The following is a 16,732-nucleotide window of genomic DNA, read 5'->3' as shown; positions in this document are numbered from 1 at the left end:
GGATTAATAAATGAAAATTTTTAATCACGTTCAAATTAAAGTTAGAGATTTAAAGACCAGTCGTAGGTTATATGATGCGATTATGGACATTTTAGATTATCCAGTTGTTCTAGATATTAAAAATGTAGTAGTAGGCTATGGAACTAGCAGTCATGACATGTTTGAAATACGGCAGTTTGACAAAGAATCATCATTATCCAACTCTATTCATTTGGCCTTTAATGCATCAAGTATAAAAAGTGTTGATGCTTTTTATTACGCAGCACTTGCAAATGGTGCTAAATGTAATGGTAAACCAGGTTTTCGCCCTGAATATGAAGAAGGGTATTATGCGGCCTTTGTGATCGATCCAGATGGCCACAATATTGAAGCTGTTTTTGCTACCAAACCGTAAATTTTGCCATGAATGGGGTCATTACCCCTTTAATTGCTAATTATCCTGAAAATTCCACTTGGACAATTGGTTACCTTTTAATCCATCCAAATTATCAACGCCAAGGTTTAGGTGCTCAATTTTTCCATGTGCTTGAACAAGCGATTTCACCCAATAAAATGCGCTGCGTTGTACAAGAGCAAAATGGACAAGCGCTTAAATTTTGGCAAACCCTTGGTTTTAAAGTTGTAGGTTTGGAGCAAAGCAAATTAGGGCAATTAGTTAACAAGACGTTTGTTGTAGAAAAAGTTAATCGGGTTTAACTTCATGAGACTGCAAACTTTTAGTACTTAAGAACATCAATGCAATTTGAGTTCTCACTTTAAAATGATTCGATAATGAATAATACACTAGCTAAAAACTTACATGCGTTAATGATGAGCCAGGGTCTAAATACTCTAACGCTTTCCAAAGAGTCTGATATTCCTCAACCGACCTTACACCATCTTTTATCAGGTAAAACTAAAAAACCAAGAAAGGCGCTTCTGCAAAAATTAGCTCAATTTTTTGATGTTTCAATTCCAACCCTACTAAAGGCAGAGCTAACTAATGAACCTGCAAGTTCTGTTAAAAGATTTCTCATTTTAAACTGGAATGAAGATACATTGAATTTTTCTAAGCCATCAGAAATACACAATGAATTTATAGTTGGTTCATATCCCAAGGAGAGTTTTGGCTTCTTTATTCATAACCGAGTTTGTCATAGCCTTTGGCCTAATCAAAGCTTAGCTATTATTGCGCCAAAGAGAAAGCCTGAAGAATCTCAGTGCGGGTTAATTTACTTTAAAAAGTACGGCCTTATTCTTAATAAAATTTTCAAGGAGCAAGGTCATTTTTTTATTAAGCACCAAACAGTAACCGAAGACCTGTTGTTGCTAAAAATTGATTTAGACAAGGTGAAATGGTTTGGGCAGCTCATTGAATTAAGATTAATGGGGCAAGCGCTAACTGATTATTTATAATTCATCATGAATTCAACTGATGTACCTTAATTTTAAGAACTATTCCAATAATTTAGAACAAAGGTGGCCGATGGCAAATACTTATGAGACAACTATATTTAAACAACATGAATTTTACAGCCATAAATTTTCAGATTTGAAATTAGAAAAAACAGAACTTGAAAATAAAGTATTTGAGAATTGTAAGTTTGAAAAATCTAATTTTAGTGAAGCCAAATTAATAAGCTGCAAGTTTGTCGATTGTGAGTTTATATCATGCAATTTAAGTGCAATCCAGCTAAATAATACCTCCTTTAGTGAAACTCTCTTTGCAGACTGTAAATTGATGGGAATTAATTGGACAAAGGCGAAGTGGCCACTGATTAAATTAACAAGCCCAATCCAGTTTTATCGCTCAAATGTTAGTTATTCAAGTTTTTATGGACTTGATTTAAAAGAAATGATTATTGAAGAGTGTGTGGCTCATGATGTTGATTTTAGAGAAGGCAATTTTTCTAATGGGAATTTTACCCTAACCGATTTTGAGAACAGTCTTTTTATGCATACTAAATTGCAAGCTACAACTTTTATCGAAGCAATAAATTACTCCATTAGCCCCATTGACAATGATATTCGTAAAGCAAAATTCTCAGTACCTGAGGTGTTAAATTTACTGCACGCTTTTCAAATTGAAATTGAATAGGCAAATTAAAATCAATTCTATTTGTTACCCACATACCCACTATAGCTCCACTTAGGCTTGAGGTTGTTACGCTCCGTGTGGATATATGGATAACAAAGTTTATTTTGATAAAGGGCCACTTGTTTTTAATTCATGGTTTGTAATGTAAGGATTTGTATAGCTTTCTATTTTAGCAACCGCTTCTGCCCACCACTTTTCGTTTGCATTAGGCGGAAATTGCTTATCCCAAGCGATAAAAAGATTCCGTTGTGCTTCACTTAATTCAATACCGTATTTATAGGCCATAAAGAGGTTTGCACGTGCCACAATACCTTTAGCAAAATCAGCTGGTTCTACCCGCCTTAATTTTTTATCGATAGTAATAGGGCAGCCGTAAAAAGAAGTATGATTCTCTAACATACTATAGCGAAAATTAGAGCGAGCACTATTGACAAGGCCTACAGCAGGCCATAAATTGTAAAGCTCACCTTCAGCTTGTCTAAATTGCTTGTCAATTTTTTCGCAGCATTTTCTGCCTTTATACCCTTTCCCATTTTTCTTAATGCAAAGCGGCTCTCGCCAACAAGCAAAATGGTTACCAAAGTTTTCGGCAGGCATCATATGCTCCCATTCCACTACATGAGCACGTCGAATTCCGGATGCTGCCTGCATATTGCAGCTCCCCAAATCAACCCTTAAGTGCGCATCAAATTTACAGCGACAGTATAAGGTTTCACGTTGAAGTGCAAAAACAATTCGTGCTTGCTTTTTGGCTTGCTTAAAGGTCTTTGGTGGCTCCGCCAGACTTGTATAAGAAAGAAGGAAAAGACAAACCCAAGTTAAAAGTTGTCTAAATGCAGACATGGATATAAGCCCTTCAAAAAGAGATATTAATTAGATTAATTAAAATTTAAATGCTAAGCACCATTTTTTTATAAGGCTTACTGAAGTAAGCCTTATAACTTCTAAGCACATGTAGGCGTTTCTTTGCTTAACCAAAAATTCGCTTCAATTGAATCGATGCACTGTTGTCGTTTGGTTTTAGCAAAAAAAGCATGTCCTGTTAATAGATAATGCGCACCAATAGCAAACAAGCCCAAACCTGTAAAAGCAACAGCCACATTAGCTACAATCATTTTCCATGGTGTGCGATGTGTGGACATGAGATTATCTTGTGCATGTAGTTTTGTCAGAAATGACTGTTTAAAAGCGGCTTTATTCGCCTCTCGTTCATTATGGTTTAATTCAAAGAAGGCTTTTAAATCGGTTTTTAAAGACAAGCCTAACTCCATCGCTCGCTTGCCTTTTTCATAATCAAAATGCAATACAAACAAACCATGTGCGACCATTTGGTCAAGCGCTTGCGTTAAGTCGTGTAATTCACGCGGCCCAGTCCAGGCAAGCGCATCTTTTGTAGCTGGTGTAAAAAGACCTTCTTTCTCCATCCGTTGCAAGGGCACCCAGATATCGGTTCCTGGGATTTGATGAGCAATCACCTTCCAATTGAGCTCATTAAGGAGACCATAATCATGAAGAAACTCTAAAGCAGTCCCGACGTCACCAGCGGCTTTACCCGTGGCAAGAAGACCTTCATAAAAGTATTGATTGACAAGTTTTATTCGTGTAAGACGTCCAAGTCCATTTTCCAGATCAAGCGCATATTTATCATGTTGTAACAAGCGCTCAAAGTTATCTTGATCAAGGATTCCTGCTTGAAGCAGGTCATTTAAGACGATGGATAGTGATGCCCGGTTACCCTTAGCTTGACTTAATTTTAAAAAATTCTCAGGCGTTAATAGATTAGCCTGTTTAAGGGCTAAAGCACCCCAAGATATTTGGAGTCTGCCATCTTTTTCCAAGTGCTTGACTAAGATATCACGACCGCCTATCAAGCGCTCAAGTTCTATCATATCTGGATTAGAAATAATGCCCAGTGTTAGGTCATAAAAATCCTTTTTATACAGGGCACTACTAAATAACACCGCCATAATAGCCCCGATATACTTAGTATTGCGGTTAATGAGCGCAAGCTCGGCTTGTTGCGCTTTATTTAATTTTGGCAGGCGCTGCAGCATTTTTTCCCGTTCATACATCCGAAAAAGAACATAATCAAGCTTGGCATAAAAACTCCCTGCCGGTCTTGTGCCTGGGATTAAACGGTCTTCATTTGACAAACCAAATAAGGCAGAAATGTAATCATAATAATTATAATCTTTAGGATTGTTGACCAAATGAAAAGTCAACCCCTCCCGCTCAAAACGAACATAGTGCGCAGCGCCTGCACCTAATAAAGACAAATCATAAAATCGTCGCTTAGTTGGATCCATTAATGTGTCATAGATTTGGTGAATTCGTTTAATTTCGGTATCCACAGCCCCCCTCTCTAGATAAGAGGCTAGTAAACGCTGATAAGCACAGGTAATGGATTTAGCCGATGCAGTTGGACGAACACCTAGAAGCGTATAGTAGTTAGACATGCTGAAATATCCTCATATTGCACATACACCAAGACGGCATTTTTCATTATCTTCTTCAAAAGCAAAGTTCTCATCGGTGCGATAACTTAAGAAAGCTAAGCGCCTGCTTAGAGAGCCGGCCACATTCTGCAACGGTAATTGTTCAAGCTCAAAGGTTAATTGAGACAAGGTAGTAATCATGCCGGATTCAATTTTCTTCACAAGCGTGGTAATGTCTGGGCAATAATGACGATTAAAGTGACCATGCAGAAATCGCTTAAAGCCTGAGTTATCTTTAGTGTAATCTTTAAGAATACAATAGGCCTTGATTAAGTCATCATCACAGCGTGCAATTAATTTTTGATAGCGTGCCGGCCAAATGCGACGAGCAACTTGCTCTTTAAGGCTAAGCGGTTTTTCATCGGTGAGCGATATTTTTTCGACCCAAGAAGGCAGATGCGAAAAAAGTGTTGTTAGCGCTTGCGCACTTAAGGATTCAAAGCCATGGCCGCTTAAATCAACAAGATGAATATTCTTAGGTAAGCGACTAAGGAGTTCTGGTAAGCGTGCCATCGTTTCCTGGCTAAACTGAAACCCATTATGCCGTAGACTAATAGAGGTGACCTTAGCAGGAATTGCTTTAAATAAGGCACGTATCTTTACTTCATTTTCTAACCGATTTAAACCACAGTGCCCTAAATCTAGATGAAAGGTATCCTCTGCTAGCAATTCAATGCGTTGTAAGGCAGCCTCCATCACTGCTTCTTCATCAAACTCGGTAATCTCATCAGGTGGAGTGGATGAAATAAGCTTAACGGAAAGCTGATTAATAAGACGGCCAAATTCGCTAACCGATGGGTTATTAAAAAGATAGCCAAAGAGAATAAAGAGCACATCATTATTAAGATTGTTGGCAAGCGCTAATTCCAACCACTGCATTAATACCACCCGAAGCCGTGCAAATTCTTTCTGATGAATAACCTCCGTGGCCGGCTTAAAGAGGGTTGGGAGCCGATTTCGCGAATAAGGCACTAAGGTGCCATCTGAGCGAAAACCAAACTTTTTAGTATCAAGCGAAACACGTTTAACGCTCTCCGGGAGGCTCGCTGAGAGCTGCTCAAATTGTTCGGTATAAAGGCTATCAAAGCCATTATCTGCAATATCTATCGCTTGAAGCGTTTGCGGTAGCGCGCTTAAAGCGCTCCTTAATTGCGCTAGCTCTAGTTTAATAAGTTGATTATGATTTAATTTAATTTTTTGAACATGAGCTGGGATATTTGCAAACAAGGCTTTTAATTCATCAACTGACCTGCCACCTAATTCAGTCTCACTTAAATCAAGGGTAGTGATAGTTGTTGGCAGGTTTGACAAGCAAGAAGCAAAAACAGCGGGCGGTAAGCCAAAGAGACGACTGCCTTTAAAACTTAAGGAATCAACTTGAGGTGGTAAAAGGCTCAATTGTTCTTTTAATTGTACTGCACTCATCCCAGTCAGCGTTTTATCAGAAAAGGTTAGTCGGGTCACTGTTTTGGGAAGTGCAGAAAAAACAAGCTTAAGGTTATCAGGATTTAGCGCTAGCAAACCATTGCCGCCTAAATCGAGTTCTTTTACAGACGCTGGAATTTCTTTTAAACAAGCAAGTAACGCGTTTAAGTTAAAGTGAGCCGCATAAGGTCCATTAAAACCTAAATTTAAAATTTCAAGGTTTGGCGGAAGATGTCTAAACAACGTGATAATAAAATTAGGGCTAGTTTGCCATAAGCCATTGCGGCTTAAATCCAGTGTTTCTAGCGTTGATGGTAACTTTACAAATAAAGCGGGAATGAGTGCTTGTGGTAAACGATTAAGTTGGTTATCACTTAAATTGAAGTGCTTTAAATTGGGTGCAAGGCCATCAAATAATTCAAGCAAATCTTCGGCTGGTAGATTAAACAAATTCGTATGTGTTAAGGTGAGGGCGTCTAATTTCTTGTGCAAGAAATGCAAAGCAGAAGGCCATGACAGGGATAATGAGCGAACTGTTTCTGGGATACTTGCAAATAATTGCTCTTTTTGTTCCAAATATGTTTTATAAAGTTGCTTATAAAATTCATCCTCATTTTCTAACCGAAAATCCAGGTAAAAATTGGATAAATCAAGATGCTCAATATGGGGTTGGAGTGCTTGAATCGCTTTAATAAGATTTTCTAAGTTAAACCGCTGTAAAGGGAAAGTAGAATTATTATGGTTAAATTTAATGACCACACTTTTCACTGTCTCTGGAAGATTAGCTACTCCATAAACGAGATTTTCATTAATGTCAGCCGAGTAAAAACCCGTAGGTAATTCAAGTTGAATATCATAATCTAGGCTTAATAATTGGGCACTGAGGATGGCTTCATAGGAGCCCTCATAATCAAAAACAACCTGCGAAATAGCGCGAGGAAGGCTAGATAAGCTTGCCGTTACGGTGGGGTTTCTAAAATTTCCGCTTAAGGTTAATTCGGAAGACGTCGTTTGAGCGTATTGTTTAAGTAGCTCTGATTCAGGCTGAGCCTCATACTCAGAAAGCTTAATATACATTATTCTCCTTCCATTATTGTTAGAAATTAACAGAAAGCTCCTTCTATCTTGCACTCACCTTGTTAATAAAAAGAGCATATAATAATTTTAAAATAACTATTGTCAAGGATTATGGGCAGATTCATATCTGGTAGAATTTAGAAAATAGAAACAGAATAAGTACTTAGGTTAACTATTTAAAATCTAAATAGGTAAAATAATTAATTTTAAATAGTTGTTAAATAAAGAAGATTTTTAGGCTTTATTAAATTTATAATACGATGGGTTTCTGGACGCATCAGGCTACCTATCAAAAATATCAAAGTTAGCTTTAAACTCGGTTCGGAAACTCTGTATATTAATCAACGTTCATCTTAAATAACTATTTTAGACTTTACGAACAAAAGGATTAGTCAAAACACTTTATGCTAATAAAAAGCATTCAATCCAGTCAATTTGCAAGATGGTTGGAGTAGAAAGGCTACACTTTATAAATACATTAATGGATGAAAAACTAGGCAAAATTAAAAGGAAGCAAAATGTTTTATACTCTCGACTCTAACCCGCAAGAAAATCTAGAGTTTAAACCTAACTCTTACCATACTATGTGTTTTTGTTGCTTTCGAGATAAAGAGCATGCTCTGAGCTGGATAAAAAAGCTAATTCCACAAAATCGATGTCAAGTGTTTCATAAATGGAGTTCAGAAAGCGTGAGAGGAAGGCGAAAACAAAAAGTTAGAGAAACATTTATTGAGAACATAAATAAGAATATTCATGACATCGATTTTAAAGTGTATTGTATTTCATCAACAGAATCAGATATATCATTTATAACTCAGGGTTTTTATTCTTCAAATTTAAATAATATTTCACAAGAAAAGAATGATAACGGTAAAAACTATTTAGTATTTAAAATTACACAGAACAACAATATTAAAATACCAGCGCTAAGAGCTGCTAGGTTAATTTGGGCTTTTGAAGGTTTAAGAATGCTAAATTCTATGTTTGAATTTGAGGGAAAAATTTTAAGTGACTGGTTCGCGTCGGATTCGTATGATACAGCCGTGCCAGTAACAGGAGTTTCATTAGTTAACTTCTTATTATCTAATATAGGTATAAAGATTCAATTAGAAATACCTAATGATCCTAAAAATGAAATTTTTGAATTAATGAGTGATTGGTTTTCAGGTTGGTGTAGAACCTATATGGAAAAATCTGAACCTTTTGGAAGTAAATATGAAAAATTAATAGAAAAGGCGCCAGAGAAGTTTATACATTTAATACTTAACCCTCCATATAATCCGATTACCTATGGGCAACATTGCTTACTTATGGAGTTTAATACTACTACGAATACTCTAAGGTTAGTTTACTAATTAAAAATTTATTCTATAAAAAACTTTAACTTTTTATAAATATTATGCTCAATAGAATTAAATGCTATATCAAACAATATTTTAAAACACATGCCTAAAAAAATTAGAAAAAGCCCTATATCAATAAAAAAATGCTTAATTATTATAATAAATTGAATTCTCTACAATATTGTAAATCTGTCCCAAAAACCTATAGTTAAGTCATTCAATAGTCATTGGCGTTAAAAAGGAAAGTTGATGTATTGAAAAACAAGCCCAAATGACTTCATCACATGGTTTTTTACTTACACAGTCTAAGCGATAATTTTTTAAAATAGCTTCTTGGATAAATCCACAGCGTTTGGCAACGGAACTACTTTTATTATTATCTAACTGTGTGCAGATTTGTACGCGAACAGCTCTATACCTGTCAAAAGCATATTGTGTAATAGCGTTTACAGCTTCAGTTATATAGCCATTTCCAGAATATTGGCTATCTATCCAATAACCAATTTCGAACATTGGTACATCAGGTTGACTTTTTTCATTGAATCCGCTAGCACTAATTATGCGGTTATTCGATTTGAGTTCAATGATCATAGGAAACTCTGTCTGATCTTCTTTAACCCATTGCTGGATACCTTTTTCAATAAAATCTTCGGTTGTCTTTAAGCTGGGATCTGATGCCCAAGGCATCCAGCGAGAAATTTCTGCTAAAGAGCGGTTAATTGCTTCATTTAGAGGCTTAGCATCACCTTGTTTTGGTGGGCGAATAATAAGACGGTTAGTTTTTATCACTTATTTATCTCAATTCGATTTAAAAGAGTATTTAGAATCATGATATGTTTAAATTAAAACCACTTCAATATAAAGGAACTGTTTGTCTCAAAACCCCATATTACTTGTTTAAGAAAACGAGTTAATGTCACTATATACAAATTAATGATATCGAGTATGAGTCGTGAATAATCTAAAAAATATTTTAGAAGAATTGAAACAACGTGAACCAATCTTTCATCACCCAGATAAATTTGGAAATACAAGAGAGGTGCTTGAATCAATGACAGTCGAAGATTTCTGGGAAGTCGGTGCTTCAGGTGCCATATATGATAGAGATTTTGTGATAAAAACTTTACTTGAAAGGTATAATGATCCTAATTACAAAGATGATTGGCAAACAAGCGATTTTAAGTGTAGAGAAATTGCAAAAGACAATTACTTATTAACTTATACCTTAGTTCAGGATCAAGCAAGGGTAACACGTAGATCCACACTATGGCGAAGAGAAAAGAATAGATGGCTGATTGTTTATCATCAAGGAACAATAGTCTCCGCACAAACATAGAAGTTTCGCTGATAATGTCCCTAAAATACATGTTTTTGGTGCACTATCAGAATTTGAGCGTAATTTAATTAAGGAACGAACTTTAGCTGGTCTTGAAGCTGCAAGAGCTAGAGGTCGACAAGGTGGGCGGCCTGAAAAGCTGAGTAATGAGCAAAAAGAATTAGTTAAAACCTTGTATGCTAATAAGAAGCATTCAATTCAATCCATTTGTAAGATGGTTGGTGTTGGAAAGACTACACTATATAAATACATTAACCAGTGAGTTTGCATTATTTGTGCAAATTCGCATTTATACTTAGGTTGAATAGATGACCAATTCTGATTATCTTTTTCGAAATAGTATATCTGAAAAATTAATATCGAGTTTAGTTACTGAGTTCACTGTTCTTCATAAAGAATTTACCAAGAAAACAATACCACTTATAGACTCCTTCGTTAAATCTAATTTCTCATCTTTACGAGAAAAAATCTTAGCTGAAGGAAAGGATATATATACTATTAATTCTTTTAAACATAGAAAATTTATAAAAGAATGGCCTAAATTATATCTTCCCCTTTTTGAAAAAATTAGTCTTTCACTTACTTTATGTGAAGAGTATGGAGTATTTGTTACTGCTCTAAGTCAGGGTGTACGAGCCGGGAGTCCTATATTAGATGTACTATTAAATTTTTATATGCTCTCATGGAATATAGCAGATGAGGTATTTTATTTATTATTAGGTGGATATGGTAATGCTGCACAAAGTAGATGGCGTTCTTTGTATGAAATTTTTATAGTTTCTTTATTTATCATTGAGAAAGGAAGTGACTGCGCAGTTGCTTTTATGGAACATGCGATAATTGATGAATATAACCTTATGAAAAAAGCAGAGGCCTATAAGAACGAAATTAGGCAGCGTCCTCCAACTGAAAAACAATTTAAAGATTGTATATCTAGATATAATTTTATTATTTCAAAATATGGTAAGTCTTTTAAAGAGCCTTATGGATGGGCAAAAATTTTTTTTAGCCCTATACCTAAAAATAGAATAAATTTTACTAATATAGAGAAATGTGTGAATCAAAGTAGGATGAGATTCTACTATTCAGACGCGAGCCTTAGTACACATCCAAATGCATATATTTTTTATAAATCTAATGGAAGAATATTAAATAATAAACGTGGGAGTATTCCCAACTTGTGGGTAGGGCATGCATTAGCTTTAACTTTAGTACAAATGGCAAGTGTCGTCTGTACAGTCATTCCCTCCTCAATAGAAAGTCTATTTATGATCTCGCTATTAATAGAGCTAGTAGAGCAAATTGGTAAAGAATTACCAAATGAATAGTTTCATAATAGACTTAATGGTGTTGATAATATCTATTTTAAAATAATTTAGAAATTATTTCTGCTATCTTTGTAAAATTTGCTTATCAATTAATTGATATCCCAAAACCACACCTTATAAAAAATAAGGTATCGTGAACAAAACTCAAAAACATTTGTCAAGCTCTAATGAACGTGCTGAATCTGGCCAACTGAAACCACACAAGTTTCTAAACGAGCTTGATAAGGATTATCCAAAAATACTTTTCGCATAATGAACCTATTTGATAGCAATGACCTTGCCATGGGTTAGGGATTCAATATCACTGGAACTCAAACTAAAAACTGCATTAGGGGTACCAGCAGCAGCCCATAGAATCTTATATTTCAGTAAGTCTTCATCAATAAAAATATGAGTGATTGTTTGTTTATGTCCTATAGGAGGAACACCCCCAATAGCAAAGCCAGTTATATCACGAGTAAAATCAGCATCTGCTTTAACAATTTTTTCACCAACCCACTGCTCTATGGCTTTTTCATTAACACGATTAATACCGCTTGCTAATACCAAAACAGGCTGTTTGGTTTTTTTAATACAAAACAATAATGACTTCATAATTTGTGCTACATCGCATCCTATAGTATTTGCAGCATCAATTGCGGTACGAGTACTTGCAGCAAGCTCAACCACTTCAAAAGCTAATCCTTTTTCTACCAAAGCTTGCTGTACACTCTGAGCACTTTTGCTTAATATTTTATTTTCATCAGACATTGGAAATTCCTTAAATTTATCGCCATAAAGAACATTTTTTGGTTAATTTAGTGACTTTTTCCCAATCACCAAATAGGACAATACCATAATAAATAAGATTTTCTTCTTTTGTCTGGCTAGTCCTTTCAATTTGTTCTTGATAGGTTCCTACAGTCATGGTGTCAGTAAAATCATTTAATAAAATATTTTGGCTCAAAGCTGTTTGGCGTAATTTTCTTATTTTATTGGAGCTTTCGGACAAAATAATGAAAGGTATTTCCGAAATAAAAGGATGAGAGCCACCATCAGCATCTTGATAATTGGTTAGTCTCAAACCTGTCTGCCCAATTTCTGAACCCAAACCAATACACATATGAGCCAAGGCGTTCATTACTTTGCCTGGTTCAATACTTTTATTCAATACGGCTACTAATTTATTTTGGAACAGCTCGACAGACATCATTTACTCCTTATTAAAAGATTTACAATATCCTAAAAGCCATTAGTCAAGTTCTTTGGTAAGAATTTTGCTGCGATTAATGACTAATCTAACTTCTTGTTTGAAAGCCTTAACTTCTGCTACTTTTCCCTCATGCTTTAGAGCTTTTTATTATATTGATAAGCCCAGCAAGCCTGGGTGCAGCTCCGCAGGATCGAAACCCGGGTTTCACTTCGTTTCAGCCAGGCTACATTTCTAATATATATTTCAAATTGAATTTAGTTATGGCACAAGATAAGTATAGGGCTGAATGGTATAAAAGTGTCCCGAAAACACATATTACTTGTTTATGAACAAGAATTAATAATGCTAAACATTAGCCATGAGTAATTTTGAAAAAATCTTAAAAGAATTAAAGCAACGCGAACCAATCTTTCACCACCCAGATAAATTTGGGAGAACTAGAGAAGCACTTGAATCTATGACTGCCGAAGATTTCTGGGAAGTCGGCGCTTCAGGCGCCATATACGGTAGAGAGTTTGTAATAAAAACTTTACTAGAAAGATATAATGATCCTAATTACAAAGATGTTTGGCAAACAAGCGATTTTAAGTGTAGAGAAATTGCAAAAGACAATTACTTATTAACTTATACCTTAGTTCAGGATCAGGTAAGAATAACACGTAGATCTACACTGTGGAGAAGAGAAAAGAATAAATGGCTGATTGTTTATCATCAAGGAACCATAGTCTCTGCCCAAGCTTAGAAAATTCGATAGTTACAATTAATAAATAATTGCTATCGAAATTCTTATAGAGAATTTTAAAAAAATATCAATGCTTTTTTTGTAATCTGGGTATTTCGCTATATATATTCTCTAAAGTACCTAATATTGCCTTACGCAATTCTCTATTTTTTTCTAATATTTTTTTTAATGACTCTGTAGAATCATTAAATTTATACTCTCTCTCAAGCTCGAGTAAATCCTTATCGATTTGTTTTAAATGCTCCAGTAGGGAATTAACATCCATCTAAATTTCCTTAATTTAAATATATTTAGTATAGCTAGGTTTATAAGTTGTATAATTAACGATCCAAGAAGGGTATAGCAGATTATTTTTACGTCTAATAACTCTATTTTCTATAAATAATAAGGATTTTCTTAAATGTCCCAAAAAACCATGTTTTAATCCTTTCTTTCATATCTTTACCCTTTAAGAAATATAACCGATTGCTTTAAATTGACAATATATTATAATATAAATATCACCAGATGATATTTATAAGATATTATGGCATCTGATATAGGCTTAGAAAATCTACTTGCTCTTGATGGAACTGAATTTACAGAAGAAAATGGTTACTGGTATAAAATCGAAGCCACTAAAATTAAGCCTACTAAGGAGAGGCCACATGGTATTCGATATAATTTGACGCTACATGATAATTTTAATCAACGTATTTTAGGTTTTGATAATGCACATGCTATTTGTGCTAAAAAGGGAAATCGGTATAGTGGGCGAGTCATTAAATATGACCACGTACATAAGTCGATTAAAGACAAGGGAACGCCTTATGAATTTGAAAGCGCAGAGCAACTGCTCAATGATTTCTTTAAAGCCGTTAATTCAATCTTAGATGAGTTGAATAGGGGAGGTAATTAGAATGAAAACTATTCAAGTAGGTATTATGTCACGTGATAAGTTTCAACAACGTGCTATGGAAATTGCTTCAGGAAGATATAAGCCTAAGAAAAATGAACCAAAAATATGGTTTAATTCTATTAAATCTCTTTGTGAAGTTTTAAATGAAAATAATATGCGATTACTAAAAATAATCGTTGAGCAAAACCCCGAATCAATTAAAGAACTAGCAACGCTTGTAAAGCGTGAACCAAGCAATTTAAGCCGAACGCTAAATACTATGGCGCGCTATGGTATTATTGAAATAAAGAAAAATGGAAAGAATTCTAAGCCTATTGCAAAAGCCCTAGATTTTACTATTCAGTATAGCGCTGCAAGTTAATCAACTCCCAATTGTGATTACTTAAAAAATAAAGATTGCGACAGCTCATTGTTACTGGAGTAATAAATAATATGAAAGATGTTTTCATTAATAAACAACATGTTGAACTTTTTAAAATTCTTAAATTTGAAGGTATCGCCTCCAGTGGAGCAGAAGCTAAGGACATGATAGCTGCTGGCACTGTATTGGTAAATGGCAAAATAGAAAAACAAAAAAGAAAAAAAATGGTTGCAGGAGATACGATTGAATTGAATGGTGAGGTCTTTCTACTAAAGTTGGGTGCTAATTAATATTTTTCTATACATAGTTTCTAGTTTGAATGGGTGAAAATCAAAAAGGCTCACAATGTCCCAAAAACCCATAGATATGTAATTATCGTATTTTAAAAAATAGTTGTTGCTAAAGACGGTATTCATTTACTTAAAAATTAAGTAAGCTACGCTTGCTTTTTTAATTTCAATTTATTTGTTTAATTCATTCCAGGTTTTGTTCTAAAAACTAATTCAGAACATAGTTAACTAACGCTTAAATTTTAAAAATAAGATATTTTAATGCAGAAAATCCAGCCAGAGGCAGTCGGGGTAAGTACAGCCCGACTCAATCGTATAAGTAGTTTGCTTTCCTCCTATATTGAATCTAATAAAATTGCAGGTGCAATTTCACTTGTAGCACGCAGAGATAAAATAGTACATTTTGAATGTCAAGGAAAAATGAACTTATCTGCAAATAAATTAATGCAAGAAGATACGATATTTCGTATTTATTCAATGACCAAACCTATAACTTCTGTTGCTATGATGATGCTTTATGAGCAAGGTTATTTCCAATTAAATACACCAGTATATGAGTTTATTCCTCAGTTCAAAAATTTAGAAGTGTTTGACAGTGGAAGCGCTACCTCTTTTAAAACTGTTAAGCCGAAACGACCCATGATCATTGCTGATTTACTTACTCATACCTCAGGACTAACGTATGATTTTATAAATACATCACCTGTTGATGAAATGTATAGACTAGCAGGAATTCAAGGATCACACGCAAGTGGAACACTAGATGATCTTATCGTTAAATTAGCAGAAATGCCTCTACTCTTTTCGCCAGGAACTCAGTGGCATTATAGCTTAGCAACCGAAGTGATTGCTTATCTAGTTCAATCTATGTCAGCTGAGCGATTCGACGAATTTGTTAAAAAAAACATTACACAGCCTCTTAGAATGGTGGATACAGATTTTTACGTACCTATAAATAAACAAGAACGATTTGCTGCCAATTACACACATATTGATTTGGCTCCTGCTGACCCACTTAAGCAATTTTCAAATTATGTGACTAAGCAATTAACTCTTGATAAGACACAAAAATTAATACTTATTGATGATTCAAAATCAGGAATATTTTCTACACCACGTACATTTCACTCTGGTGGCGGTGGGTTGGTGTCAACGGCATTAGATTATTTAAATTTTTCCCATATGTTATTAAATAAAGGGCATTTTAATGGATTACAATTACTAAGTCCTAAGACAGTAGAATTAATGACAACTAACCACCTACCAAGCGACTTAGCTAATTTTAGTATGGGTGGTTTTAGCGAAACCTCCTTAAATGGTATTGGATTTGGGTTAGGATTTTCAGTTATGCTTGATCCAGTAAAAGCAAATATTTTAGGAACCGCAGGTGAATTTGGTTGGGGTGGGGGCGCGAATACGATGTTTTTTATTGATCCAAAAGAAGAATTAATAGGTATTTTACTTATGCAATTACTTCCCTCTACAGCTTATCAAATAAGGCAAGAATTTAAAGTAGCTATTTATCAATCTATTATTAGGTAGATTTTTAAAAATAGTATCTACGCTGGCTATATAGAACAATGCCCCAAAAACACATGTTCTTTTCCATAATTTGAAATATTAAGCAATTTGTTCATCACTCCTGTAACAAGCTGTAAACTATAATAAAAATAGTTCAAGGAATTAGTTATGGAAAAATCTAAAGTTCAAAATTTTATAAATGGATATGCAGATGCTGTACTGAGAATAGATATAGAAAATATTGCATCACATTTCCATAATCAGTTTGTATTGTCTACGCAAAAAGATTATTGGTACCTTGAAAATGACAATAAATTCCAAATTAATTTGGCACAGTCCTTTAAGGGTTATAAAAAATTGGGGGCGGATGTCTGTAAATTAATAAGATTTGAAATAGTTAATTTTAAATCAAATCATTGTATAGCAAATCTTAAATGGAGTCTTATAGATTGTTATACAAAGCCTTTAGTGGACTTTGATATTTCATATTGTATAAAAGAAATAGATGGAAATTTAAAGTTTGTCTTTATTATTGACCATAACGAAATAGAACGCATTACAACGTTTCAAAGAAATCAAAGATAGCAAAAATTTTAATTTAGTAAGATATTTATCTTTAACCAAGCCTTGATGCAGATTCAAAGGAG

Annotated in this window: 20 protein-coding genes and 1 pseudogene; 14 read left to right on the top strand and 7 right to left on the bottom strand. The window is 34.4% G+C overall.

From position 1 onward, the window contains the following. Positions 1-10 precede the first annotated feature (10 nt). From DYH30_RS17235 to DYH30_RS17220, 4 genes are all read left to right on the top strand, one after another. Positions 11-394: a VOC family protein gene (locus DYH30_RS17235; RefSeq protein WP_115332980.1), complete on the top strand. Its 384-nt coding sequence runs from the start codon at positions 11-13 to the stop codon at positions 392-394. Positions 395-402: 8 nt separating this feature from the next. After that, positions 403-696 carry a GNAT family N-acetyltransferase gene (locus DYH30_RS17230; protein WP_115332979.1) on the top strand — a complete coding sequence of 98 codons (294 nt, stop codon included), beginning with the start codon at positions 403-405 and terminating at the stop codon, positions 694-696. A gap of 75 nt (positions 697-771) precedes the next feature. Beyond that, the gene (locus DYH30_RS17225; protein WP_115332978.1) at positions 772-1,395 is read left to right on the top strand and encodes a helix-turn-helix domain-containing protein; all 624 of its coding nucleotides are present in this window, start codon (positions 772-774) and stop codon (positions 1,393-1,395) included. A 70-nt stretch (positions 1,396-1,465) separates the two neighbouring features. Further along, positions 1,466-2,077: a pentapeptide repeat-containing protein gene (locus DYH30_RS17220; RefSeq protein ID WP_115332977.1), complete on the top strand. Its 612-nt coding sequence runs from the start codon at positions 1,466-1,468 to the stop codon at positions 2,075-2,077. A 99-nt stretch (positions 2,078-2,176) separates the two neighbouring features. Here the strand turns inward: DYH30_RS17220 and DYH30_RS17215 are convergent, their stop codons facing one another. The 3 genes from DYH30_RS17215 to DYH30_RS17205 all read right to left on the bottom strand — a co-directional run bounded on the left by DYH30_RS17215 (position 2,177) and on the right by DYH30_RS17205 (position 7,074). After that, positions 2,177-2,920, bottom strand: a complete 744-nt coding sequence (locus DYH30_RS17215) for an endonuclease (RefSeq protein WP_115332976.1) — start codon at positions 2,918-2,920, stop codon at positions 2,177-2,179. A gap of 101 nt (positions 2,921-3,021) precedes the next feature. After that, a complete protein-coding gene (locus tag DYH30_RS17210) occupies positions 3,022-4,533 on the bottom strand; it encodes a J domain-containing protein (RefSeq protein WP_115332975.1) in 1,512 nt (503 codons plus the stop codon). Between the two features lie 12 nt (positions 4,534-4,545). Continuing rightward, a complete protein-coding gene (locus DYH30_RS17205; protein WP_115332974.1) occupies positions 4,546-7,074 on the bottom strand; it encodes a DUF5617 domain-containing protein in 2,529 nt (842 codons plus the stop codon). A gap of 518 nt (positions 7,075-7,592) precedes the next feature. Here DYH30_RS17205 and DYH30_RS17200 point away from each other — a divergent pair. Next, positions 7,593-8,429 (top strand): hypothetical protein, encoded by an 837-nt coding sequence (locus DYH30_RS17200; protein WP_115332973.1) that lies wholly within the window; start codon positions 7,593-7,595, stop codon positions 8,427-8,429. 201 nt (positions 8,430-8,630) lie between these two features. Here the strand turns inward: DYH30_RS17200 and DYH30_RS17195 are convergent, their stop codons facing one another. Continuing rightward, positions 8,631-9,206 (bottom strand): GNAT family N-acetyltransferase, encoded by a 576-nt coding sequence (locus tag DYH30_RS17195; RefSeq protein ID WP_115332972.1) that lies wholly within the window; start codon positions 9,204-9,206, stop codon positions 8,631-8,633. Positions 9,207-9,369: 163 nt separating this feature from the next. Here DYH30_RS17195 and DYH30_RS17190 point away from each other — a divergent pair, with 163 nt between their 5' ends. The 3 genes and pseudogenes from DYH30_RS17190 (at position 9,370) to DYH30_RS17180 (ending at position 11,081) form a co-directional block, all read left to right on the top strand. Continuing rightward, positions 9,370-9,753 carry a nuclear transport factor 2 family protein gene (locus tag DYH30_RS17190; protein ID WP_207385802.1) on the top strand — a complete coding sequence of 128 codons (384 nt, stop codon included), beginning with the start codon at positions 9,370-9,372 and terminating at the stop codon, positions 9,751-9,753. A 28-nt stretch (positions 9,754-9,781) separates the two neighbouring features. Further along, positions 9,782-10,015, top strand: a pseudogene (locus tag DYH30_RS17185) (helix-turn-helix domain-containing protein); the annotation flags it as partial. Between the two features lie 46 nt (positions 10,016-10,061). After that, the gene (locus DYH30_RS17180; protein ID WP_115332970.1) at positions 10,062-11,081 is read left to right on the top strand and encodes a DUF5677 domain-containing protein; all 1,020 of its coding nucleotides are present in this window, start codon (positions 10,062-10,064) and stop codon (positions 11,079-11,081) included. Between the two features lie 258 nt (positions 11,082-11,339). Here DYH30_RS17180 and DYH30_RS17175 read toward each other — a convergent pair whose 3' ends face one another. Together DYH30_RS17175 and DYH30_RS17170 are read right to left on the bottom strand one after the other, a co-directional pair. Beyond that, on the bottom strand, positions 11,340-11,831 hold the full coding sequence (locus DYH30_RS17175) for a YbaK/EbsC family protein (protein ID WP_115332969.1): 492 nt from the start codon (positions 11,829-11,831) through the stop codon (positions 11,340-11,342). A 16-nt stretch (positions 11,832-11,847) separates the two neighbouring features. Then, entirely contained in the window at positions 11,848-12,273 is a 426-nt protein-coding gene (locus DYH30_RS17170) for a DUF2000 domain-containing protein (RefSeq protein WP_242604771.1), read from the bottom strand. Positions 12,274-12,631: 358 nt separating this feature from the next. Here DYH30_RS17170 and DYH30_RS17165 point away from each other — a divergent pair, with 358 nt between their 5' ends. Then, positions 12,632-13,015: a nuclear transport factor 2 family protein gene (locus tag DYH30_RS17165; protein WP_115332967.1), complete on the top strand. Its 384-nt coding sequence runs from the start codon at positions 12,632-12,634 to the stop codon at positions 13,013-13,015. A 67-nt stretch (positions 13,016-13,082) separates the two neighbouring features. On the opposite strand, the gene DYH30_RS17160 is transcribed toward DYH30_RS17165, so the two are convergent. Continuing rightward, a complete protein-coding gene (locus tag DYH30_RS17160; RefSeq protein WP_115332966.1) occupies positions 13,083-13,280 on the bottom strand; it encodes a hypothetical protein in 198 nt (65 codons plus the stop codon). Positions 13,281-13,541: 261 nt separating this feature from the next. Here DYH30_RS17160 and DYH30_RS17155 point away from each other — a divergent pair, with 261 nt between their 5' ends. The 5 genes from DYH30_RS17155 to DYH30_RS17135 all read left to right on the top strand — a co-directional run bounded on the left by DYH30_RS17155 (position 13,542) and on the right by DYH30_RS17135 (position 16,670). Then, entirely contained in the window at positions 13,542-13,913 is a 372-nt protein-coding gene (locus DYH30_RS17155; protein ID WP_115332965.1) for a toxin-antitoxin system TumE family protein, read from the top strand. 1 nt (position 13,914) lies between these two features. Then, a complete protein-coding gene (locus DYH30_RS17150; RefSeq protein ID WP_115332964.1) occupies positions 13,915-14,274 on the top strand; it encodes an HVO_A0114 family putative DNA-binding protein in 360 nt (119 codons plus the stop codon). 71 nt (positions 14,275-14,345) lie between these two features. Then, positions 14,346-14,564, top strand: coding sequence for an RNA-binding S4 domain-containing protein (locus DYH30_RS17145; protein ID WP_115332963.1), 219 nt, complete (start codon positions 14,346-14,348; stop codon positions 14,562-14,564). A 261-nt stretch (positions 14,565-14,825) separates the two neighbouring features. After that, positions 14,826-16,106 (top strand): serine hydrolase domain-containing protein, encoded by a 1,281-nt coding sequence (locus DYH30_RS17140; RefSeq protein ID WP_115332962.1) that lies wholly within the window; start codon positions 14,826-14,828, stop codon positions 16,104-16,106. 147 nt (positions 16,107-16,253) lie between these two features. After that, positions 16,254-16,670, top strand: coding sequence for a hypothetical protein (locus DYH30_RS17135; protein WP_115332961.1), 417 nt, complete (start codon positions 16,254-16,256; stop codon positions 16,668-16,670). The last annotated feature ends 62 nt before the right edge of the window (positions 16,671-16,732 follow it).

This window comes from Legionella busanensis, from assembly GCF_900461525.1.
In the GTDB taxonomy this organism is placed as follows: domain Bacteria; phylum Pseudomonadota; class Gammaproteobacteria; order Legionellales; family Legionellaceae; genus Legionella_C; species Legionella_C busanensis.
Note: the sequence above shows the minus strand (reverse complement) of the source record. Positions and strands in the feature narration are given on the sequence as shown.

Excerpts from the sequence above, each read along its gene's own strand:
- DYH30_RS17225 (WP_115332978.1), top strand. The coding sequence starts at position 772 with ATGAATAATACACTAGCTAAAAACTTACATGCGTTAATGATGAGCCAG.
- DYH30_RS17235 (WP_115332980.1), top strand. The coding sequence starts at position 11 with ATGAAAATTTTTAATCACGTTCAAATTAAAGTTAGAGATTTAAAGACC.
- DYH30_RS17135 (WP_115332961.1), top strand. The coding sequence starts at position 16,254 with ATGGAAAAATCTAAAGTTCAAAATTTTATAAATGGATATGCAGATGCT.
- DYH30_RS17180 (WP_115332970.1), top strand. The coding sequence starts at position 10,062 with ATGACCAATTCTGATTATCTTTTTCGAAATAGTATATCTGAAAAATTA.
- DYH30_RS17140 (WP_115332962.1), top strand. The coding sequence starts at position 14,826 with ATGCAGAAAATCCAGCCAGAGGCAGTCGGGGTAAGTACAGCCCGACTC.
- DYH30_RS17220 (WP_115332977.1), top strand. The coding sequence starts at position 1,466 with ATGGCAAATACTTATGAGACAACTATATTTAAACAACATGAATTTTAC.
- DYH30_RS17150 (WP_115332964.1), top strand. The coding sequence starts at position 13,915 with ATGAAAACTATTCAAGTAGGTATTATGTCACGTGATAAGTTTCAACAA.
- DYH30_RS17155 (WP_115332965.1), top strand. The coding sequence starts at position 13,542 with ATGGCATCTGATATAGGCTTAGAAAATCTACTTGCTCTTGATGGAACT.
- DYH30_RS17210 (WP_115332975.1), bottom strand. The coding sequence starts at position 4,533 with ATGTCTAACTACTATACGCTTCTAGGTGTTCGTCCAACTGCATCGGCT.
- DYH30_RS17200 (WP_115332973.1), top strand. The coding sequence starts at position 7,593 with ATGTTTTATACTCTCGACTCTAACCCGCAAGAAAATCTAGAGTTTAAA.
- DYH30_RS17170 (WP_242604771.1), bottom strand. The coding sequence starts at position 12,273 with ATGATGTCTGTCGAGCTGTTCCAAAATAAATTAGTAGCCGTATTGAAT.
- DYH30_RS17160 (WP_115332966.1), bottom strand. The coding sequence starts at position 13,280 with ATGGATGTTAATTCCCTACTGGAGCATTTAAAACAAATCGATAAGGAT.
- DYH30_RS17230 (WP_115332979.1), top strand. The coding sequence starts at position 403 with ATGAATGGGGTCATTACCCCTTTAATTGCTAATTATCCTGAAAATTCC.
- DYH30_RS17205 (WP_115332974.1), bottom strand. The coding sequence starts at position 7,074 with ATGTATATTAAGCTTTCTGAGTATGAGGCTCAGCCTGAATCAGAGCTA.
- DYH30_RS17215 (WP_115332976.1), bottom strand. The coding sequence starts at position 2,920 with ATGTCTGCATTTAGACAACTTTTAACTTGGGTTTGTCTTTTCCTTCTT.
- DYH30_RS17165 (WP_115332967.1), top strand. The coding sequence starts at position 12,632 with ATGAGTAATTTTGAAAAAATCTTAAAAGAATTAAAGCAACGCGAACCA.
- DYH30_RS17145 (WP_115332963.1), top strand. The coding sequence starts at position 14,346 with ATGAAAGATGTTTTCATTAATAAACAACATGTTGAACTTTTTAAAATT.
- DYH30_RS17175 (WP_115332969.1), bottom strand. The coding sequence starts at position 11,831 with ATGTCTGATGAAAATAAAATATTAAGCAAAAGTGCTCAGAGTGTACAG.